Genomic DNA, 21,127 nt, shown 5'->3' on the forward strand with positions numbered 1-21,127 from the left:
TATCGTCTCCGAATGCGATGGCTGTGGTATCGTTCTCCTCGATCGATTCGAACAGATTACGGGCCGGAGTGTTATCCATCCACCAATCGTCATGGTTGCCGATCGCCGCATGCAGATGCCGACAGTGCAGTTGCCGCAGACAGTCCTTCAGATGCCCGACCGACGTACGGAATCCGATGTCGCCGAGAATCCATAGTTCATCATCCGGTCCGACTAGACTGTTGATGTTGTCGACGATCGCCAAGTCATGCGCGTCGGTGTCGGCCGCCTTGCGAAAGTTCGTGCGGGAATCATCAAGAATGGTTCGCCTTACCCACTCCTGTGCCTCCGCCAGTCCGTGAGTGTGCAGGATCTCTTTATAGTGCGTTCGATCAGGATCGAACCGTGTGTACCCGCGCAGGGCCGATACCAGAGGGTGGCCAAAATGCGTGTCCGTGGTGAAATACTTCATTGTGGTTCCTTTGTTGATTGTTATGAATTGATGATGTTCGATTCGGGGGGGGCGACCGGCGCGGTGATGGCCGGCGGAACACCAGTGTGCTATGGGTGCATCGAGCCAAACTGGGTGCATCGAGTCAAACGCTGATCGATGGTGGTGGAGTGCCGACGATTTGGTGCGGAACTACCGCCAACGTTAGAACATCGCCGAAAAGAAGATCAGAGATCAAAGTGCAGGAAACGGCACTGCATGTTTCAGCGTACGTTCAAGTGTCGGCAGCAGACCCTTCTGCTGTCGACGATTCTGCTGACGATATCCATCGCCCTTGAACGCAAGACTGTAAACCATGATGGGGCCACCATAGGCCCCGATGGAGAGTCCTGTCAAATTCGACCGTGCGGGTCACCCTGAAGGCAAGTGGTACCCGCTGCGCACTTGGTGGACAGCCTGACCCGAACTGCCCTTGCCCCCTCCCCGTCCCACCGTCCTTAGTGTGATCACACTACCGAAGATGATTGCCACAAAACGTTGCAATTTCAACACCCTCATTTTTTAGTGTGATCACGCTAAGGAGAGGCGGTGGTCGGAATGTGGGATGGTGGTCACATTCCGGATGAATTGCGGAAGAATTGGATTGCCGCCTGCTATACTAATGTCGGTTGATCGACGTCATCTGCGTTGGTGTGCGCGCGGAACCAGTCGACGATTCCGCTAATGATGTCCATCGTCCTTGAACGCAATAGTATGAACCATGATGGTGCCACCGTGCCACCATAGGCTTCGACGGAGAATCCCGCCAAATTCGACCGTGCGGGGTGCCACGACGACAAAACGGTCTGATTGATCCGAGTCCGAAACGTATCGCAAACAGTTGCGATATATCGTCGGAATCGTGTGTTCTTGCCGGAAGCTGTCCTCTGAAGATGGCAATATGCCGCGAGATGCTTGACCGGGGATTTGTTGGTCTCTATACTTGAAATATCGGCAACAATGCCGATGATATTCAAAGGAGAATATTATGTGTGGGTATCTCAGGAAGGCCGTAGCCAGTGTGGTGTCGGTTGTTTCCTGTTCTTCGGATTTGCCGGCATCGCAAATGCGAAGGATATGACAGGGGCGACCGCAGCAACTGTTCATGTGCAGGATTTCGGCAATTTGCCGTCTGCCGCAGAGGTTCAGAAGATTCAGGCCGCACTGCCTAATGGCGGATACGAGTATATCGGATCAATTGATGGATTCGATATCTACGCTCAGAAGGATCCTCAAGGCGAGTCATCTCTCCGGGCGTTGCCTGAAGGATGGACTCCTGATAATGGTGATGAGCCTCAAGCATATGGTGCTTGTACCGTCGCGGTCACTGCCGCCGTGTTTGGGCTAGGAGCTGCCGTGATCGGCCTTGCTGCTACAGCAGGCGGCTTGTGGGTGGCCGGTGTTTTCCTATCGCCTCAGGTGTTAGGACTTCTCGCAGGAGCGATGGGAAGCTATTCTGCAGTAGAAGCGATAATCGCAGAATTTGTTTGCTGATGCTTGGATGTGGTTCTGGGATTATTCTCAGAGCCACATAGTTTTATCTATTAAGGAGAAGACAAATGTGGGTATTGTTCCGTGTCGGTGAGGTGGCGTTAGCAATCGGTCTGATTTTAACGGTTATTACGTTGGTCTCAAAAGAAAGTGACCGCACGCAGATTTTTCGAATTGCCACTTTTATGTGTTACCTCACAGCAGGCGTTTTTATGTTAATAAGTCAACTTTTATCTTAATGCAATGTCTAAAACCATAATTGACATCTGTAGATGTCAATCTTGTGTGAAACTGTGTCATTTTTTTTAATCCGTCACTTGGTGTACCGGATTTGTAGTTGATCCTTTCCAGGCTCATGCTTGGGTCGAAGTGAGCGGACAACCTGTTGACGAAGATGAGGATATTGGGAAATATACCCTTGTTAAGAAAATCTAATACTTTTCTTATTGACATTATATTGGTAATTTGATTTATTGTTTCCCAATTAGATTGTAGTTTCAGCTTGCTAACATTGAAAAATATAAAACTCTTATGAAAGAGCTTTCCGTAGTGAAGCAGAATATGCTTCAATGAAGATTTCTATTAAATTAGGGGAGGGGGATAGGTCGTGTTCCCCTTGAGTTACGCTTATCCCCCGATTCGGAGTTGTTTGCGGAACTAGTCCTCCTCGTGCCAGTGCGGGTTCTGGCCGAAGGTGTAGCCTTCCGGATTATCCATCGCGGCGATGTCGCGCATGTCCTGATCGTCGAGTTCGAATCCGGTCAGATCGAGATTGGCGCGCTGGCGTTCGCGGTTCATCGACTTCGGGATCGCCACATCGCCCAGCTGCACGTGCCAGCGCAGGATCACGGCCACGGGGGAGACGCCGTGCTTCTCGGCGATGCGGACGATGTCCGGGTCGCGCAGCATCTGGTTGGCGCGGCCCAGCGGACTCCACGCCTCGGTGATGATGCCATGTGCGTCGTCGTAGGCGCGCTGCTCGTTCTGCTGGAAGAACGGATGCAGTTCCACCTGGTTGACGGAAGGTGTGACGCCCGTGGCGCGGATCAGCAGATCGATGTGGCCAGGCAGGAAGTTGCTGACGCCGATATGCTTTACGATGCCCTGCCGCTGCGCGTCGACCAGCGCCTGCCATGCCTCCACGAACTGGCCCTGTGACGGGTTCGGCCAGTGGATGAGATACAGATCGATGTAGTCGAGACCCATGCGTGCCACCGACTCCTCGATCGTGGCACGGGCCTGATCGTACTGATGATGACGTCCCGGTAGCTTCGACGTGACGATGATGTCCTCGCGCGGCACGTCGGATTCGCGGATCGCCTTGCCGACCACACCCTCGTTCTCATAGTTGAACGCCGAGTCGACCAGGCGATAGCCCACTTCGAGCGCCGACTTGATCGCGTCAACGCCCACGAAGCCGTTGACCTTGTACGTACCGAATCCGATGGCGGGAAGTTCCAGTCCGTCATGCGCCTTGCGTACGGGAATGGCCGGTGGTTCCATCAATGCCATGATCGCTCCTTAACTAATAGCGGTGACCTGCGGCGTGCCGATTTGTGTATCGGTACACCTCCGCTCTCCACTGTACGCCTGCCGATGATGCATTCCACGAACGGCGAACAGCGATGCCTCTCCGAACTGTGAGACAGACGGCGAAAAGCGGCGGGTTTCGTCACAGCCGGTTTCTACCATCAGGAACATGGCAGAGAATATTATGCGAATCATCGACCTTCGTGGTCAGAACCTGTCCCGTGCCGAACTGCTGGCCGCGATGCCGCGTGCCGCCATGGGCACATCCGAGGCCACCGATCTGGTGCGCCCTATCCTCGAGGACGTCAAGGAGCGCGGCGCGGCCGCCCTGCGTGACTTCGAGGAGAAGTTCGATCACGTGCGTCCCGCCAACCTGCGTGTGCCCAAGGAGGCCATGCAGGAGGCCGTCAAGACGCTTGATCCCGAAGTACGTGCCGCTATCGAGGAATCCGTGCGCCGCGCCCGCGCCGTGGCTGCCAATCAGGTCCCGAAGGACTTCCACACCGATCTCGCCCCCGGTGCCCGCGTGGCCGAACGCTGGATCCCGATCCAGCGTGTGGGCCTGTACGTGCCCGGCGGCAAGGCCGTCTACCCGAGCTCGGTGATCATGAACGCCGTGCCGGCACAGGCCGCTGGCGTCGAATCGCTCGCCATCGCCACCCCGCCGGCACGCGACAACAACGAGGGTCTGCCGAACAAGACCATCCTCGCCACCTGCGCCATCCTCGGCGTGGATGAGGTGTACGCCGTCGGCGGCGCCCAGGCCATCGCCATGTTCGCCTACGGTGCCAAGGGCTCCGAGCCGCAGGACGGCGACGTGCTGTGCGATCCGGTCGATAAGATCACCGGTCCGGGCAACATCTTCGTGGCCACCGCCAAGTCCCTCGTCTCCGCGTTCGTGGGCATCGACGCGGTCGCCGGCCCCACCGAGATCGGCATCATCGCCGACAAGGACGCCAACCCGAGCCTGCTGGCCGCCGATCTCATCGGTCAGGCCGAGCACGACGAGCTCGCCGGTTCCGTGCTGTTCACCGACTCCGAGGAGCTTGCCGCCAAGGTGCAGGAGAGCCTCAACTACCGCGTGCCTCGCACCGAACACGCCGAACGCGTGCACACGTCCCTGTCCGGCACCCAGTCCGCCATCGTGCTCACCGACGGACTCGACCAGTCCATCGACGCCGCCAACGCGTACGCCGCCGAACACCTCGAGATCCAGACCGCCAACGCGGACGAGGTCGTCAAGCGCATCAAGAACGCCGGTGCCATCTTCCGCGGACCGTACTCGCCGGTCCCGCTGGGCGACTATATGTCCGGCTCCAACCACGTGCTGCCCACCGGCGGCACCGCCCGCTTCGCCGCCGGCCTCGGCGTGCACACGTTCATGAAGCCGGTCGAGGTCATTGAATACGACGAGGAGGGCCTCAAGGAGCTTGCCGCGCGCATCAACGCCTTCGCCGTCTCCGAGGATCTGCCTGCCCACGGCGAATGCGTGCTCAGCCGCTTCGTCAAGGACCCGTACGACAAGGCGACCCTGGACGCTCAGGAAAAGGAGGCCGGCCTCAAATGAGCATTCCGGCAAACCTGCCACTGCGCAACGATCTCAAAGGGGAGGAGCCATATGGCGCTCCCCAGCTCGACGTTCCCGTCTGCCTCAACGTGAACGAGAACCCGTATCCGCCGGCACCGGACGTGGTCGACACCATCGCCGAACGCGTCCGTGAGATCGCCCCCACGCTCAACCGCTACCCGGACCGCGAGCACATCGCCCTGCGCAGGGCCTTCAGCGACTATCTCGTCAAGGAATCCGGCACCCGACTCGCCGTCGAACAGCTGTGGGCCGCCAACGGATCCAACGAGATCATGCTGCAGCTCTTCCAGGCGTTCGGCGGTCCCGGCCGCAAGGCGCTGAGCTTCACGCCCACCTATTCCATGTACCCGGAGTACGCGCGCGACACCTTCACCGAATGGGTCACCGTGCCGCGCAACGACGACTTCACCATCAACATGGACGCCGCCATCGAGGCGATCAAGACCGTCAAGCCCGCCATGGTGCTCGTCACCAGCCCCAACAACCCCACCGGCACGCCGTTGCCGATGGACCAGACCAAGGCCCTGCTTGCCGCATGCGAGCAGGCCGACGTCGACGGCGCGGACGAAGGCGTGCACCCGATCCTCGTGGTGGACGAGGCCTACGTGGAATTCCGCACGCCCGGCGTGCCCTCCGCCGTCAGCCTGGTCAACGAGCACCCGAATCTGGCCGTCAGCCGCACCATGAGCAAGGCGTTCGCCTACGCCGGTGCACGCGTCGGCTATATCGCCGCCGATCAGGGCATCATCGACTCCATGCGCATCGTGCGCATGCCGTACCACCTGAGTGCCGTCACCCAGGCCGCCGCCCTCGCCGCCCTTGAACACACCGACGAACAGCTCAGCACGGTCGCGCATCTGCGCGAGACCCGCGAGGCCACCGCCGAATGGCTCTCGTCGCTCACCTACAAGGGAAGCAACATCACCGTGGCACACTCGGAATCGAACTTCGTGTACTTCGGCACGTTCGACGACCGTGATTTCATCTTCAACGAGCTGCTCAAGCGCGGCGTCCTCATCCGCGACGTCGGCCCCGAAGGCTGGCTGCGCGTGTGCATGGGCACCGACGAGGAGATGGCCACGTTCCGCAGTGCGTTCCTGGAAGTGCTCGAATTGGCCCAGAAGGCCTGAAAGGAGTCACCAATCATGGCAAGAACCGCCACGATCAAGCGCGAGACCAGCGAATCCTGCATTGAACTGTCGCTGAATCTCGACGGCACGGGAAAGACGAACATCGACACCTCCGTGCCCTTCTACAACCACATGATGACCGCGCTCGGCAAGCACTCGCTCATCGACCTTGACATCAAGGCGCATGGCGACACCGACATCGATGTGCATCACACCGTCGAGGACACGGCCATCGTCTTCGGCGAGGCCCTGAAGCAGGCCCTCGGCGACAAGCGTGGCATTCGTCGTTTCGCCGACGCCACCGTGCCGCTCGACGAGGCCCTGGCCAAGGCCGTGATCGACATCTCCGGCCGTCCGTACGCCGTATGCACCGGCGAACCGGAAGGCTTTGAATACGCGATGATCGGTGGTCACTTCACCGGATCCATGGTCCGTCACGTCATGGAATCCATCGCATTCCACGCCGGACTGTGCCTGCACCTGCAGCTGATCGCCGGACGCGATCCGCACCACATCGCCGAAGCCGAATTCAAGGCCGTGGCCCGCGCGCTGCGCTTCGCCATCGAACCTGATCCGCGCATCCAGGGTCTGATCCCCAGCACCAAGGGGTCGCTATGACCGACAACAACGCCGACAAGAACAATGACCGCGATCCCGATTCGCTCAGCGAGGAAGAGATCAACGCCGCGTTGGCCGGATTCGAAGACGAACTCAACGATCTGGACAGCGGCCTTGGCAACTTCGACGACGAGCTTCAGGGGTTGCTGGGCAACAAGGCCAAGGCCGCGGTGCTCATCACCCAGCTGAGCGCTCCCGACCTGCTCGCCGCGTTCTGCCAGCTTTCCGACATCTCCGCGCACTGCGTGGGATCGGATCAGGGAGCCGTCGCCGTGCTGCGCAACGTGGACGGTGACGGTCCCGAGTCGGCGGCACGTGACCTGACCACCGTGGTCTCCGGACTGTCGGTGGTGCTGGCCGTCAACCGTGCCGACAAACTCGAAGCCACCTTGTGGGTGAACGGCAAACCGGGCAACAAGTTCGCGCCTCCCGTGCTGTTCATGTCCACGCCGTCGTTCGTGGAGGATCTGCTGATCGGCACGAGCAATATCGACGACGTTCGCGCCGCCGGATACCAGATCGCCGATTCCGGCGACTACGATCGTGCAGCCGCTCTGCAGGTGATCGCCAAGCATACGAAGTTCGGCCGCGGCGGTTCCACCCGGAACTCCAGCGTGAAGTGACGTTCCGCGCCTGTCTCGTACGAGCTCGCAATATGACGAACCGTGCGAGACGGGCCCGGCTAATCAGAAAGGCTTGAAATGACATCGGTAGTTGTCTTCGACTACGGATTCGGCAATGTCCGTTCCATGGTGCGCGCCCTGGCGAATCTCGACATCGACGTGACCCTGACCAGCGATTATCGACAGGCCATGGAGGCCGATGGTCTCGTGGTGCCCGGCGTGGGCGCGTTTGCGGCTTGCGTGGAGGGACTGAAGACCGTGGGCGGCGATCGCGTGGTGCATGAACGGCTCGAAGCCGGGCGTCCTGTGCTGGGCGTGTGCGTGGGCCTACAGGTCATGTTCGAAAGCGGAGTCGAAGGAGGAACGCCCGCCGACGGCCTCGGTTACGTCGGGGGAGTGGTGGAACCGCTTGACGCCGACGTGGTGCCGCACATGGGTTGGAACACCGTGGACGCCGCCGAGGGATCGACGCTGCTGCACGGTCTGGAGCATGAGCGTTTCTACTTCGTGCATTCCTACGCCGTGTCCCACCCCACACCGGATGGAAAGAATGCGTCCGTGATCGCCGGCGACCCCGACACCAAGTTCACATGGTGCGAATACGGTCGCAGCCGTTTCGTTGCGGCAGTGGAGAAAGGGGCGCTCAGCGCCACCCAGTTCCACCCCGAAAAGTCGGCCGATGCCGGGGCGCAGCTGCTGCGCAATTGGATCGCCACGTTCTGATTGACGATCGTGATCGTCTGATCATCTGAAAGGAAAAACCATGCTTACCCTTCTTCCCGCCGTCGATGTGCGTGACGGCAAGGCCGTGCGTCTGCGCCAGGGCGAATCCGGCTCGGAAACCGATTACGGCAGCCCGCTTGAAGCCGCCCGCACCTGGGTCGAATCCGGTGCGAAGTGGATTCACCTGGTGGATCTCGACGCCGCGTTCGGCACCGGTGACAACCGCGCGCAGCTGCGCGGCATCGTCGGCGAACTCGGCGACAAGGTGAACATCGAAATGAGCGGCGGCGTACGCGACGACGCCTCGCTCGACGCCGCCCTCGACGCGGGTGCCGCCCGCGTGAACATCGGCACCGCCGCACTCGAAAACCCCGAATGGACCGCCGAAGTCATCAAGAAGTACGGCGACCGCGTGGCCGTTGGACTTGACGTGCGCGGCCACACGCTGGCCGCCCGCGGCTGGGTCAAGGAAGGCGGCGACCTGTTCGAGACCATGAAGTTCCTCGACTCGGTCGGATGCTCCCGCTACGTGGTCACCGACGTGGCCCGCGACGGCATGATGAGCGGCCCGAACATCGACCTGCTGCGCGAGGTGGCCGAACGCACCGACGCCAAGGTGACCGCATCCGGCGGCATCTCCAGCCTCGACGATCTGCGCGCCATCAAGACGCTTGACGGACTGGGCGTGGACTCCGCCATCCTCGGCAAGTCCCTCTACGCCCGTGCCTTCACGCTGGAGGAGGCCCTCGAGGTCGCCAACGCCTAGTACATAACCGTACATAACCAGAAAACCGGATATACGAAACCGGGGTGGATGCGTGCTTCATGCAGGCATCCACCCCGGTTCATTCCCCGGATGGATCAGACCGGATTCGGAAACCGGTCTGCCGCGACTCCGTTATCGCATTGCTTTTGCGGCTTGTACGCTACTTCGCACAGGGCAGATGACCGGACCTGATCTGGTCCATGAACACCTTGTAGTCCTCTTCGTTCTGATCGGCGTACTGCTTGGCGAACGTGATGATCGCATCATCGAAGTTCGTCTCCTCGCCCATATAGCCATCGATGGCGATGGCGTCGCCGGTACGGGCATGCGCGTGCGCCAGCGCCCAGGCGCTCATGCGCGCGGTGTTGATGATGCCCTCCTTGCCGGCATTGTCCAGATCGATGGAACCCTTGCCATTCCACAACTGGCGTACGTAATAGTCCTTCCGAAGGCCATCACGCGTGGTCATGCTCGTCCAGCCGAGCAGCACATCGGCCGTGGTCTGGATCAGCTTCTGCCCCTGCACCACGCGCTCGCCGTGCGTCGCATATCGACTGACACCGACGAAGCGTTCCAGCACCGAGGCCTCCGCCTCCTTGATCTGCAGCACCAGGGCGTCGTCCACATCGCGACCGCTGAGCAGCAGCACCCATACGCGTGTGCCCACACTGCCCACGCCGACCACCTTGCGCGCCGCATCATGATAACGATGATAGGAATTCAGCACTCGCAGACGGTCATGATACAGGTTCTCGCGATATCCCTCGAACAGCGTCTTGATCGTTTCGTCGAGAGGGCCTTCGTGATCGTATCCCGTGAGCTTGTCGATCGGCACGAGTTCCGGTGGCATCCAGCGGAACTTCGGCTCACCGTTCCTCATATAGGCGAATTTCTGCGCGGCATGGTTGGAATCCTTGGCCACCGCCTTGACCACCGTACGGCGCAGCGTCTTGCTGGGCATGCCGTTGCGTTCGAAGTCCTGAATCGTTCTGGCCACGTCCAGATGCGCGTACCAGATATCGAGATTGTCCATCTGTGAGAATTCGTGAATCGCCTCATGATAGGCGCGAATGCATTCGGACACCGCACGCTTCCTTGTGTCGGTGTCGAATCCTCGATCTCGCGCGCAGATCTCGACGCTGGTGACCAGACGCTTCACATCCCACTCCCACGGGCCGGGCAGGGTCTCGTCGAAATCGTTCACGTCGAACACCAGATGCTGCGTGGGGGACATGAAGATGCCGAAGTTCGCGATATGCGCATCGCCCACGCACTGGACGGGGATGCCGCTGATCGGCGTCTTTACCAGATCAGAGGCCATGATCAACGCGGTGCCGCGATAGAACGTGAACGGCGAGACGCTCATTCGCGCATACCGCAACGGGATCAATTCCTGCACACGGGCTGCCGACTGCTCCTCCAGCAGTGCGATCTTTTCCTCACGACCGGGAACCACCGTCCATGCGGCATGCGATGAGCGCGGAGCGTTGCTACGGGCAGTCAGACCGGCGGCTCGCCGGTCCTCAGGGTTGTCGGCCTGTTGCCAGTCCAGGACTATCGGCGGTCGTGTCTGTGTGCCTGTCGAATCGGCCATTGCGGTACTATCCCCAATCTTCAACATCGAAACAGCGAAACAATTCCCCCACTACAATACGCGTCTGAACGGCATGATAATGACGGTTCGACGATCACTCCGGATTTTTCACGCCGATTACCCCGAATTTGCCCCTGATTCATCTTGTGATGTGATGAAACTCATAGTTGTTCTGATGAACAACGGCCGTTTTCCGCATCTCACGCTCGATATAGTGAATTGGTATGAGCGAAGAGCACAATGAAGTCAACGGTATGATCGGACGGGAGTCGACGGTGGTCCCTGGACGGTTCGGCGATCCGTTCGTCATCGACGACAGGCATGTACTGGTATCACGCGGTGACGGCAGAACGGTCCGGTCCCGTCCGCTGTTTCTCTGCCTGCACGGCTGGGGCGCCAACGAGGAGGACGCCGAGGACCTGATCCAGATGGTCACGCCGCTCAGCGATTACGTATCGCTGCGCGGACCGTACACGCTTGAGGAGCCCAAGGGCACATACATTCCCGGTGCCTACGCGTGGTTCCACGACAACATTCTCAGCGGCGACGATCTTGACTACGACGTCTATGCCGCGGCCAAGGCCATCGACGACTGGGTGACCACGCATGTGCCCGCCGATCGTGACGTCGTGCCATTCGGCTTTTCGCAGGGCGGCACGATCGCCGTGCACCTGCTGCGTCTCCACCCCGAACGCTATCGGGCCGCGGTCTCGTTCTCCGGCTATCTCGCCCCCGGACGCGTGCCAGGCACGGCTCCGGCCGACGATCGCCTTATCGAACTCGACCGTCCCGTGTACTACTGCTACGGCAAAAAGGAGTCCGTCGTCCCCAAATACGAACTCTACGCCTGCGCCGCATGGCTTGAGGAACATACGTGGCTCAACACCAAGAGCTACCGTGGTCTCGATCACGCGGTGAACCTCGACGAGTTCAACGACATCCGCGAATGGCTGATCACCAACGATCTCGCCTCCGGCGTCATGTGACGAAAAGCGACACGCGTGACGTTCTGTTAACGAGTCGCGAAACAAACCCGTGAAACCATGTCCGTTATGGACAGACAGCAAGAGTTTGCTTTGCGCACGGTCGAGGAACGCGACGTGCGCTTTATTCGTTTGTGGTTCACCGACGTTCTCGGTACCCTCAAATCAGTGGCCATCGCCCCCGCTGAACTCGAGGCCGCGTTCGAGGAAGGGCTTGGCTTCGACGGATCGGCCATCGAGGGTCTCACCCGTGTTTCCGAAGACGACATGATCGTCAAACCCGACCCTTCCACATTCCAGATCCTGCCCTGGCGTGGCGGTCCGCAGGGTACCGCCCGCATGTTCTGTGATGTGCTCACCCCCGAAGGCGAGCCCAGCATGGGCGATCCGCGCTACGTGCTCAAGCGCACCCTCGCCAAGGCCAAGGAAAAAGGCTTTACCTTCTACATCCACCCTGAGATCGAGTTCTACCTGTTCGAGCAGCAGGACGACTGGTCGCAGGCTCCCAAGCCCGTCGATGAAGGCGGCTATTTCGATCATGTGCCGCGCAGCCCCGGCATGGACTTCCGCCGCGCCACCGTGAACATGCTCGAACAGATGGGCATCTCCGTCGAGTATTCGCATCACGAGGCAGGCCCCGGCCAGAACGAGATCGATCTGCGCTATGCCGATGCGCTCACCATGGCCGACAACATCATGACCTTCCGCACCGTGGTCAAGGAGATCTCCCTTGAACGCGGTATCCACGCGAGCTTCATGCCCAAGCCGCTCGCCGACCACCCCGGTTCCGGCATGCACACGCACCTCAGCCTCTTCGAAGGCGACGCCAACGCCTTCTACGAGGCGGGCCAGGAGTTCAACATGTCGCTCACCGCCCGTCAGTTCGCCGCCGGTATTCTCCACCATGCGGCCGAAATCACCGCTGTGTGCGATCAGTTCGTCAACTCCTACAAGCGCCTTTGGGGCGGCAACGAGGCCCCCAGCTACATCTGCTGGGGCCACAACAACCGCTCCGCCCTCCTCCGCGTACCGCAGTACAAGCCCGGCAAGGGCAACTCCTCGCGTATGGAATTCCGCGCCCTCGACCCCGTCACCAACCCGTACCTCGCCTACTCGCTGCTCCTCGCCGCCGGCCTCGACGGCATCGAGAAGCAGATGACCCTTGGCGAGCCCACGAGCGACGACGTCTGGGAGCTCACCGACGAGGAACGTCAGGCCATGGGCATCCAGCCCCTCCCGGACTCCCTGGACACCGCCCTCAAGATCATGTCCAAGTCCGACTTCGTCGCCGACGTACTGGGCGAGCACGTCTTCCGCTACTTCCTGCGCAACAAGCGCAAGGAGTGGGACGACTACCGTATGCAGGTCACGCCCTATGAGCTGAAGCGGTATCTGCCCCGCCTGTAGCGTCTAGAGCAACCGGCCGAAAACTGTCCGGAAGCTGATCAGAAACTGCCCAACGCGTGCGGTATCGGTGCCGCAGAAGATGAAGGCGTACGCCGGTACGTCGATTCTTCTACAGTGCCGATAACGCTCCGTTGGGCAGTTTCTGTATGGGGTGTGGACGATAGATGGATTAGGGCTTTCGTGAATATATCGACCGTGTATAGCCTATATGCATAACCGGTAACTGTGGTGAACATCACGGCACCGGAAGTGGCACGGGGATGGTGTTCAGGCCTAGGGTGGATATGTTGCATAAGGAAGAAAAAACCCATTCACCTATGAGGATAGAGAGTCCCACCATGTCTTCTGATCAGACACCGGAAATCCAGGCACCGGCACAGCCGGCTCCGACCACCACTCCGGAAGCGGCCACCGCTGCGGCTGCTGCCGCCGCTACCGCCGCTGCCGCTGCAGCCACCGCGGCGGCCACCGCAGCCGACGCGGCGAACAGCGCCGCCACCACAGCGGCCACCGCCAGCGCGGCAAGCAGCACACCCCAGCCCGCCTCATCGCCACTGACCGCAGCCCCGAAACTCGACCCGCTGTTCCCCGGTAACATCTTCGTCAGCACCGTACTCGACGCGCTCAACAGCAAGAAGACCATGACCGGTAATCTGGTGAGCAAGTACATGCAGCGTGCCATCATGGCAGGCCTGTTCGTCGGCATCTTCTTCACCGCGTTCTTCACGGTCTCCGCCACATTCGCCGCCGCCGGCCCAGGCATGGCTCTGGCCGGCAAGGTGCTGGGCGCATGCACGTTCGGATGGGCGCTCGTGCTCATCTACTACACGAACTCGGAACTGCTCACCTCGAACATGATGATCGTGTCGATCGGCGTCTACCATCATCGCATCGGCGCACTGCGAAGCCTGTACATCCTCGGTCTGTGCCTGATCGGCAACCTGATCGGCGGATTCATCGTTGCGGTCCTCATGCGCGGATCAACCATCATCAGCGGTGACATCTTCACGGTCATGTCCACCGCCGTCGCCACCAAGACCGGATATCTGACGCAGGGATTGCCCGGCATCATCGACCTGTTCGTCCGTGGCATCTTCTGCAACTTCTGCATCAACATCGCCATGCTCATGTGCTACAACGGCAAGCTTGTCAACGACTTCACCAAGTGCATCATCATGATGGTCGCCGTGTTCGTGTTCGCCTACCTCGGATTCGAGCACTCCGTGGCCGACTCCGTGCTGTTCCTCATCATGGGACTGTTCGGCGTGGGCGATCCACTCATGGAGGTCGCCACAATCATCGTTGTGATACTCGGCAACTTCGTGGGCGGCGGTCTGCTCATCGGCATCAACTTCGCCGTGATGAACGACCAGCACCACCACGGTCATGGTCATGGCTTCGGTCACGGTCACGATCTCCACAACATCGGACGCCGCTGAGCCAGACCGTCATCCACGTGGAAGACCACGGTTCGTCGTTTTCGATGTCGTTGTCCACGTCGATCGAATAACGAACGGCCCTTTTCCAAGACCGCGTACCGACTACGCGTATCACGGAAAAGGGCCGTTCTCATACCCGTGCCGGGCATCTCATGCCAACCGACGGCCCCAATCGCTACCGCACTACTGCAGCGCCTTGGTGATGCGCTTGAGGCTCACCGGCTTGGGCGTGCCAAGCTCCTGCGCCCACAGGGACACATAAAACTCCTCAAGCATCCAGCGCGCATCGGTGGCCTTGCCCATCATCTCGTCATGACGGGGGCCGGCCGGCTGCTTACGCGCCTTGTCCAGCGCCTTGTCCACCAGCTGTTTCGCCTCGTCGGCCTGCCACGCCCAGTTCACATCACGCGACTTGTCTACCTTCGCCTTGTCCAGACGCAACAGATCCGCATGCAGATACCGTTCCATGGAACGCAACGCGTCCGGCGGCACACTGCCGATGAATCCCGGACACACCAGCGTGGCGATATGCTCGCGAATCGACTGCAGCACGGACAGCAACGGCAATGACGCCGGGCCCGACACCGCCTTGTCCACTTCGGCGTACCGACGCAGAATCGCGATCACATCGCGGGCCACCTGATAGACCGTATCCTCATACACCTGCATCACATCGCTCACCGCATCCGCCAGCTGCGCATCATCACGGACCGATCCCACATTCGGCAGCAGCCGTTTGACGGCGGCCAACTGCAGATCCTCCACAAGATCAGCCGTGGACGAATACGGGGCGGACGCCAGCATCAACGACTCAGAGCCCAGCCAACGCGAGGACACGCGCTCGGACGGCAGTCGCAACGCATCCAGCGCCGCGCTCCACAGCATCGACGACCGTGACACCGTGGTCGCACCCGCCTTGTGCAGCAGATTTGCCGACTGCACCACCTTGCCCTGATCGGCCGCGGCAGTGGCCTGCTTCCTCACCGTGGCACGCGCCGACTCCGCGGCCTCGGCCGCGAACCGCTGCTGCAGCTCCAGCAACGACTTGCCGGTGGCGATCACCTGCATGCGCTGCGAACGTCCGCGGCGCCCATGGCCGCCACGCCCACGACGATCCGGTATTGGCTTCTCCACGGCGAACGTCATCTTCAGATGCTTCGGCAGACGCTCCCACTGCTCGTCACCGAACACCTCGGGATGCAGCTGCGCGCCCACCACATGAATCGCCGCCTGCGTGAACACGTGTGCGAAATCAGGCCATGCCGGCACGCCGGTCGTCTCATCCACCGGAGCGGGGGAGGGATGACCCTGTTCGCCGGAACCCGGCAGCGCATCATACCGATCGTCGATCCACGCGCGGATCGCACGAGCCGTATCCGGAGCCGGCACGAACTGCACGCGCAACGCCTTGGGCAGCGACTTGATCGTCGTGACGATCAGCTCATCCAACAGGCCCGGCACGGTCCACGTGAACTGTTCCGGACTGATGCGCGACAGGAACTTCAACGGCACATGCACGGTCACGCCGTCATTGTCCGCGTTCGGATCATACACGTACGTGAGCTTCAGATCGATCGGCGTGCCATCCGAGCCGAGCGTATGCCAGCGATCCGGATAATCATCCAGACTCACCTCCTCGGCGGTCTGCAGACGCTCCACCTTCGACGGATCGAAATCCAGCAGCGTCGGATCCTCATCATGATGATGACGCCACCACGACCCAAGCTTCGCCATCGACGTGATATCCGCAGGCAGACGGGCATCATAGAAATCAACCAGATCCTCATCCGTCACACGATCCGCCATATGACGGGTACGACTCGACTCCTCGTCGGCGGCCTCCAGAACATCACGATTGTTGTCGATGAAATCGTCATACGGGAAGCGCTGCTGCACGTCACCGCCCACCAGACCCTCACGGATCAGGAAACCACGCGCCTCCACCGGATTGATCGACCCCCACAGCACCGTACGATCCTGCACGATCGGCAGGCCATACAGCAGCACCTTCGCGCTCGCCACCGCGGCGCCCTTCGACGCCGACCAGTGTGGTTCGGCATACGTGGTACGCGTCAGATTGCCAGCCAGCGGCTCCGCCCACGCCGGATCGATCGCTGCGGACGACCGCGCCCACAGACGTGACGTCTCCACCAATTCGGCCGCCATCACCCACTGGGGCGTCGACTTCGCCACCGCGGACGCGGGGAACAGCGCGAACCGGGTGCCACGCGAACCGAGATACTCGTTCCGCGACTGCTTCTGCGCACGCTTCATGGCCTTCGCACGAGCCGCACCATGCAAGCCGGCGAAATCCGACGCCTTCGGCTCACGGATCTGCTGCATGCCGATACTCGACAACAGGCCCGACAGCATGGCCTTATGAATGCCATCCGCATCCCACGAACAATTCAGCGAATGCGCCGCCTGCTGGTTGATCGGCAGCTGCCGTACCTCCAGCGGAGGACGCGACGACGGCTGCGGTTCACCCACATTAAACTTGAACTCGCGGCACATCTGCTCAAGCTGACGATACAGATCCTTCCACTGACGCATACGCGGGAAGCTCATGAACTCGGTCTTGCACAGTCGGCGCAACGCCGAATTCGACGGATCACCCTCCGCCTGGAAGAACCGATCCCAGATGTTCAGCGCCGTCAGAAAATCACTCGACGGATCCGCATACCGGTTATGAACGCGGTCCGCGTCCTCCCGCTTGTCCTCCGGGCGCTCACGCGGGTCCTGAAGGCTCAGGAACGCCACCACCACCAGAATCGCGGCCAGCGTGTTCGGCGTATCATTCGACGCCTGCACCACCATGCGCGCCAGACGCACATCGATCGGCAACCGCGCCAGCTGACGGCCGATGCGGGTAAGACGCGCGTCGCCCTGCTTGCGGGAGATGGCCCGCAGTTCCACCAGATCATTGAAGCCATTGGCCACCGACTTGGTATCCGGCGGATCGATGAACCCGAAGTTCGTCACATCCGATGCGGTATGCGCCACGCCCACCGACAGCATGTGCAACACCACTGACGCCAACGCCGTACGGAGGATCTCCGGCTCGGTGAACCGGGGACGCGTCTCATAATCCGTTCGCTCATACAGACGAATGGCAATGCCATCCGCGATACGACCGCATCGACCGGCACGCTGGTCCGCGCTCGCCTGGCTGATCGGCTCGATCGGCAGACGCTGCACCTTCGCAGCCTTCGAATACCGGGAGATACGCGCCATACCCGGGTCCACCACATAGCGGATACCCGGCACCGTCAACGACGTCTCAGCCACGTTCGTCGCCAGCACAATGCGCTGATGGGCATGGGCCTCGAACACGCGATGCTGCTCCTTCGACGACAGCCTGGCGAACAACGGCAGGATCTCGATCGCATCCGGTCGGCGCATATCAACCGCACGCTGGCCGAAATGACGACGCAACGCCGTCTCGAACTCATGGATGTCGCGCTCGCCCGCGGCAAACACCAGAATGTCACGAGGGCCACGCTCATGCGAGGAATGAATCACCAGCTCGGCGCAGGCGCGGGCCACCGCCGTGGGCATATCCATATCCGCATCATCGGACTCCTCGCCGGGCAGCACATCCTCGAATCCAGGCACATGACGCATCAATGCGGGAGCCGAACCCAGCGGCTCGTACACGATCTGCACCGGATACGTGCGGCCCGACACCTCGATCACCGGCACATCTGTATGCAGCACCTTCGCAAAATGCTCCTGGAACTTCACCGAGTCGATGGTCGCCGACGTGATGATCAGCTTCAGATCACGACGTTTCGGCAACAACGCCGTCAGATAGCCAAGGAGAAAGTCGATGTTCAGACTGCGCTCATGCGCCTCATCGATGATGATCGTATCGTAGGCCGACAGCTTCGGATCCCGCTGGATCTGCGCCAGCAGAATACCATCGGTCACCACGCGCAACCGGGTCTTCGGCGAGGACTCATCCGTGAACCGCACCTGAAAGCCGACCTCGTCGCCCAGACGCACCTGCATCTCCGACGCGATGCGCTCGGCCACGGTACGCGCGGCGATACGCCTCGGCTGCGTGTGCACGATCTGATGGCCATGACTGCCCCGGCCCATTTCCAGCAGTATCTTCGGCAACTGCGTGGTCTTGCCCGAACCCGTCTGACCGGAGACGATAACCACCTGATGGCAACGAACCGCCTCGGCGATCTCGTCCTTCGCGGCACTGACCGGCAGTTCGGCTGGATATTCGAATTTCACTTGACCCTATTCCCTTATCAATCCCTTATTCAAGTAACCACGACATTCCGCAGCGTCTACGCGCGCAGCACCTCGATGACACGATATCCCTTGGAGGATGCGTATTTGCCCACAGTGAACCCATCGCCCAACTGATCGGCCAGCCACGGGATCAACGAATCCGAACCCAGATTGCGCTGCACCACCAGATACGCCTCGCCGCCATGATTCAGCCGAGGCAGATACGTCATCAGCAGCTCATGCAGTGCCTCCTTGCCGATACGGATCGGGGGATTCGACCAGATCACATCGAAACCGGCATCGGACGGAAACTCCTCCGCAAACGCATCCGGCGTCACCGCATGCACGTTCTCGCATCCATTGCGCTTCGCATTGCCCGCGGTCAACTCCAGCGCGCGCTCATTCACATCGACAGCCCACACCGTGGATTCAGGCGACTCCAAAGCCAGAGACAAAGTAATTGGACCCCAGCCGCAACCCAGATCCAGAAACACGCCATGCTCCGGCGGCTCCGGTGCATGCCTGAGCAGCACCGACGTGCCCAGATCCAAACGGGAACCGGAAAACACGCCATGACTCGTCTCCACAACGACCTCGCGTCCACGAAGCGTCACCTGCAATTCACGACGAACATCCTGCGACGACGGCGTCGAGGAAAAATACTGCTCATTATCTGCCATGCCACTTACTCCTTGATTGCTTCCTGCCTGCGTCCACGGCCGCGGACCCATCCGTATCGATCACGCCGACAATTGCCCGCATCGACTGTTCGGCGACTGTTCGGCGACTGTCCGGTCGCACCAACGCCCCATGTCTTCTCACATGATGATAATAAGAAGCCGGAATAGAGCGTACAACGAGAGGTGCCAGTGGCCAACAGCGAAATAAACGGCAGAGAACAGCAAACGGAATACCACGATCAGGGGGAGGTCTCGGAACGATTCGCCGGGACGGCCATGGCGGATCGATCGACGGCAGGCACGCCGGATGTGCTGGCCGAACATTCCGAAGTACTGCAGGACACGACTAGGGACGCGTTCGGGCCGGGCAGTGAGGAATGGGCGGAACGCGAATCCCGCAATCAGCTCAAACACGTGGTCGGACTCGGCGAACTGCAGGACGTTACCGAAGTCGAATACCGACAGGTGCGTCTTGAACGCGTCGTACTCGTCGGCGTATGGTCCAGTCTGGAAACCACGCAGGCCAAAGCCGAGGAATCCCTGCGAGAGCTTGCCGCGCTCGCCGAAACCGCCGGCGCGCAGGTGATGGATGGCCTGCTGCAGCACAGATTGCGTCCCGATTCCGCCACCTATGTGGGCTCCGGCAAGGCCAAGGAGATCGCCGGCATCGTCGCCCAGCTCGACGCCGACACCATCGTTGTCGACGCCGATCTGCCGCCATCGCAGCGACGTGGCCTTGAGGACGTGGCCAAGGTGAAAGTGGTCGATCGCACCGCCGTGATTCTCGACATCTTCGCCCAGCACGCTACCAGCCGTGAAGGCAAGGCGCAGGTGGAGCTCGCCCAGCTTGAATACATGCTGCCCCGACTGCGCGGCTGGGGTGGATCGTTGTCCCGACAGGCCGGTGGACAGGCCGCCGGCCAGGCAGGCGGCATCGGCTCCCGAGGCCCCGGCGAAACCCAGATCGAAATGGACCGTCGCGTGATCCGTACGCGCATGGCCCGACTGCGGCGGCAGATCGCCCAGATGGCACCAGCCCGTGAGGTCAAGCGCGGCTCCCGGCGTCGTCACGAACTCCCGTCCGTGGCAGTGGTCGGCTACACCAACGCCGGCAAATCCTCGCTGACCAACCGTCTTACCGGATCTGCCGAGCTGGTCGAGAACGCACTGTTCGCCACCCTTGACACTGCGGTCCGTCGTGCCCGCTCGGTCAATGGCCGCCACTATACGTTCGTCGACACTGTCGGATTCGTCCGCCGTCTGCCCACGCAGCTTATCGAGGCGTTCAAATCCACGCTGGAAGAAGTGGGGGAGTCCGACGTCATCCTCCACGTCGTCGACGGATCCCATCCCGATCCCTTCTCCCAGATCGACGCCGTCAACGACGTTCTCGCCGACATTCCCGGTGCCGAGGATATTCCCCGTATTCTCGCGTTCAACAAGATCGACATGATCGACGATGTGGCCCGCGAACGTCTGCGCCAGCTCGAGCCCACCGCGTATCTCGTCTCAGCGGCCACCGGAGAAGGAGTCGACGCCCTCCGCGACGCCGTCGAGGCGCTTCTCCCCGTCCCTGACGTTCACGTCAGCGCACTGCTTCCCTACGATGCCGGTTCGCTCGTCTCCGAAGTCCGCGAACGCGGTATGGTCGACCATATCGACTACCGGCCCGACGGCGTATACGTCGAGGCCGATGTCGACAGGCGGCTCGCCTCCCGCATCGTGGATCGTGCCATCGACGACGAGTGAAGTGACGACGAGTGATGTTCCCAGTCCTGTTCGCGAGCAATTCCCGCCCCGACTCCCGATGTTGCAATCCCGCGCATGTTCGCGCTAACGGC

General features: G+C 60.9%; 16 protein-coding genes and 2 pseudogenes. 12 read left to right on the forward strand and 6 right to left on the reverse strand.

Going from position 1 to position 21,127, the window contains the following annotated elements; translation table 11 throughout:
* A pseudogene (locus EP30_RS11055) lies at positions 1-451 on the reverse strand (phosphoesterase); the annotation flags it as partial.
* A gap of 213 nt (positions 452-664) precedes the next feature.
* Positions 665-787, reverse strand: coding sequence for a hypothetical protein (locus EP30_RS11060; RefSeq protein WP_258185329.1), 123 nt, complete (start codon positions 785-787; stop codon positions 665-667).
* Between the two features lie 597 nt (positions 788-1,384).
* Between EP30_RS11060 and EP30_RS02815 the strand changes: the two genes are divergently transcribed.
* Both EP30_RS02815 and EP30_RS11305 read left to right on the forward strand, forming a co-directional pair.
* Positions 1,385-1,963: a hypothetical protein gene (locus EP30_RS02815; RefSeq protein ID WP_140555984.1), complete on the forward strand. Its 579-nt coding sequence runs from the start codon at positions 1,385-1,387 to the stop codon at positions 1,961-1,963.
* A gap of 321 nt (positions 1,964-2,284) precedes the next feature.
* A pseudogene (locus EP30_RS11305) lies at positions 2,285-2,395 on the forward strand (lasso peptide biosynthesis protein); the annotation flags it as partial.
* A gap of 222 nt (positions 2,396-2,617) precedes the next feature.
* On the opposite strand, the gene EP30_RS02825 reads toward EP30_RS11305, so the two are convergent.
* Entirely contained in the window at positions 2,618-3,466 is an 849-nt protein-coding gene (locus tag EP30_RS02825; RefSeq protein ID WP_140556192.1) for an aldo/keto reductase, read from the reverse strand.
* Positions 3,467-3,659: 193 nt separating this feature from the next.
* Here EP30_RS02825 and hisD point away from each other — a divergent pair, with 193 nt between their 5' ends.
* The 6 genes from hisD to priA all read left to right on the forward strand — a co-directional run bounded on the left by hisD (position 3,660) and on the right by priA (position 8,938).
* The gene (gene hisD / locus EP30_RS02830) at positions 3,660-5,057 is read left to right on the forward strand and encodes a histidinol dehydrogenase (RefSeq protein ID WP_181160762.1); all 1,398 of its coding nucleotides are present in this window, start codon (positions 3,660-3,662) and stop codon (positions 5,055-5,057) included.
* The gene (locus EP30_RS02835; protein WP_140555987.1) at positions 5,054-6,208 is read left to right on the forward strand and encodes a histidinol-phosphate transaminase; all 1,155 of its coding nucleotides are present in this window, start codon (positions 5,054-5,056) and stop codon (positions 6,206-6,208) included. The genes hisD and EP30_RS02835 overlap by 4 nt, the downstream gene beginning before the upstream one ends.
* 15 nt (positions 6,209-6,223) lie before the next feature.
* Positions 6,224-6,826, forward strand: coding sequence for an imidazoleglycerol-phosphate dehydratase HisB (gene hisB / locus EP30_RS02840; RefSeq protein WP_094663355.1), 603 nt, complete (start codon positions 6,224-6,226; stop codon positions 6,824-6,826).
* Positions 6,823-7,449, forward strand: coding sequence for a hypothetical protein (locus EP30_RS02845; RefSeq protein WP_140555989.1), 627 nt, complete (start codon positions 6,823-6,825; stop codon positions 7,447-7,449). Before hisB ends, EP30_RS02845 begins: the two co-directional genes overlap by 4 nt.
* 78 nt (positions 7,450-7,527) lie before the next feature.
* Complete coding sequence (gene hisH, locus EP30_RS02850; protein WP_094663359.1) at positions 7,528-8,172, forward strand: imidazole glycerol phosphate synthase subunit HisH; 645 nt, start codon at positions 7,528-7,530, stop codon at positions 8,170-8,172.
* A gap of 40 nt (positions 8,173-8,212) precedes the next feature.
* Positions 8,213-8,938, forward strand: coding sequence for a bifunctional 1-(5-phosphoribosyl)-5-((5-phosphoribosylamino)methylideneamino)imidazole-4-carboxamide isomerase/phosphoribosylanthranilate isomerase PriA (gene priA, locus EP30_RS02855; protein ID WP_094663361.1), 726 nt, complete (start codon positions 8,213-8,215; stop codon positions 8,936-8,938).
* A gap of 160 nt (positions 8,939-9,098) precedes the next feature.
* Here priA and EP30_RS02860 read toward each other — a convergent pair whose 3' ends face one another.
* Positions 9,099-10,532 carry a DUF2252 domain-containing protein gene (locus EP30_RS02860; RefSeq protein WP_140555991.1) on the reverse strand — a complete coding sequence of 478 codons (1,434 nt, stop codon included), beginning with the start codon at positions 10,530-10,532 and terminating at the stop codon, positions 9,099-9,101.
* Positions 10,533-10,756: 224 nt separating this feature from the next.
* Here EP30_RS02860 and EP30_RS02865 point away from each other — a divergent pair, with 224 nt between their 5' ends.
* The 3 genes from EP30_RS02865 (at position 10,757) to EP30_RS02880 (ending at position 14,361) form a co-directional block, all read left to right on the forward strand.
* Positions 10,757-11,518 (forward strand): alpha/beta hydrolase, encoded by a 762-nt coding sequence (locus EP30_RS02865; RefSeq protein WP_140555993.1) that lies wholly within the window; start codon positions 10,757-10,759, stop codon positions 11,516-11,518.
* A 66-nt stretch (positions 11,519-11,584) separates the two neighbouring features.
* Complete coding sequence (gene glnA, locus EP30_RS02870; RefSeq protein WP_094663367.1) at positions 11,585-12,922, forward strand: type I glutamate--ammonia ligase; 1,338 nt, start codon at positions 11,585-11,587, stop codon at positions 12,920-12,922.
* A gap of 338 nt (positions 12,923-13,260) precedes the next feature.
* Positions 13,261-14,361 carry a formate/nitrite transporter family protein gene (locus EP30_RS02880; protein WP_181160763.1) on the forward strand — a complete coding sequence of 367 codons (1,101 nt, stop codon included), beginning with the start codon at positions 13,261-13,263 and terminating at the stop codon, positions 14,359-14,361.
* Positions 14,362-14,544: 183 nt separating this feature from the next.
* On the opposite strand, the gene hrpA is transcribed toward EP30_RS02880, so the two are convergent.
* Both hrpA and EP30_RS02890 read right to left on the reverse strand, forming a co-directional pair.
* Entirely contained in the window at positions 14,545-18,606 is a 4,062-nt protein-coding gene (gene hrpA / locus EP30_RS02885; protein WP_140555997.1) for an ATP-dependent RNA helicase HrpA, read from the reverse strand.
* 56 nt (positions 18,607-18,662) lie between these two features.
* The gene (locus EP30_RS02890) at positions 18,663-19,286 is read right to left on the reverse strand and encodes a class I SAM-dependent methyltransferase (RefSeq protein WP_094663371.1); all 624 of its coding nucleotides are present in this window, start codon (positions 19,284-19,286) and stop codon (positions 18,663-18,665) included.
* A gap of 276 nt (positions 19,287-19,562) precedes the next feature.
* Between EP30_RS02890 and hflX the strand changes: the two genes are divergently transcribed.
* Positions 19,563-21,035 carry a GTPase HflX gene (gene hflX / locus EP30_RS02895; RefSeq protein ID WP_094663724.1) on the forward strand — a complete coding sequence of 491 codons (1,473 nt, stop codon included), beginning with the start codon at positions 19,563-19,565 and terminating at the stop codon, positions 21,033-21,035.
* Positions 21,036-21,127: the final 92 nt, after the last annotated feature.

Origin of the sequence: Bifidobacterium sp. UTCIF-39 (genome assembly GCF_006408715.1) — a bacterium.
Classification (GTDB): Bacteria; Actinomycetota; Actinomycetes; order Actinomycetales; family Bifidobacteriaceae; genus Galliscardovia; species Galliscardovia tissieri.

What these genes read in the sequence shown, in the direction of transcription:
- EP30_RS02860 (WP_140555991.1), bottom strand. Translation starts at nt 10,532, where the DNA reads ATGGCCGATTCGACAGGCACACAGACACGACCGCCGATAGTCCTGGAC.
- hflX (WP_094663724.1), top strand. Translation starts at nt 19,563, where the DNA reads ATGGCGGATCGATCGACGGCAGGCACGCCGGATGTGCTGGCCGAACAT.
- EP30_RS11060 (WP_258185329.1), bottom strand. Translation starts at nt 787, where the DNA reads ATGGTTTACAGTCTTGCGTTCAAGGGCGATGGATATCGTCAGCAGAAT.
- hisB (WP_094663355.1), top strand. Translation starts at nt 6,224, where the DNA reads ATGGCAAGAACCGCCACGATCAAGCGCGAGACCAGCGAATCCTGCATT.
- EP30_RS02890 (WP_094663371.1), bottom strand. Translation starts at nt 19,286, where the DNA reads ATGGCAGATAATGAGCAGTATTTTTCCTCGACGCCGTCGTCGCAGGAT.
- EP30_RS02845 (WP_140555989.1), top strand. Translation starts at nt 6,823, where the DNA reads ATGACCGACAACAACGCCGACAAGAACAATGACCGCGATCCCGATTCG.
- glnA (WP_094663367.1), top strand. Translation starts at nt 11,585, where the DNA reads ATGGACAGACAGCAAGAGTTTGCTTTGCGCACGGTCGAGGAACGCGAC.
- EP30_RS02865 (WP_140555993.1), top strand. Translation starts at nt 10,757, where the DNA reads ATGAGCGAAGAGCACAATGAAGTCAACGGTATGATCGGACGGGAGTCG.
- EP30_RS02880 (WP_181160763.1), top strand. Translation starts at nt 13,261, where the DNA reads ATGTCTTCTGATCAGACACCGGAAATCCAGGCACCGGCACAGCCGGCT.
- hisH (WP_094663359.1), top strand. Translation starts at nt 7,528, where the DNA reads ATGACATCGGTAGTTGTCTTCGACTACGGATTCGGCAATGTCCGTTCC.
- EP30_RS02835 (WP_140555987.1), top strand. Translation starts at nt 5,054, where the DNA reads ATGAGCATTCCGGCAAACCTGCCACTGCGCAACGATCTCAAAGGGGAG.
- hisD (WP_181160762.1), top strand. Translation starts at nt 3,660, where the DNA reads ATGGCAGAGAATATTATGCGAATCATCGACCTTCGTGGTCAGAACCTG.
- priA (WP_094663361.1), top strand. Translation starts at nt 8,213, where the DNA reads ATGCTTACCCTTCTTCCCGCCGTCGATGTGCGTGACGGCAAGGCCGTG.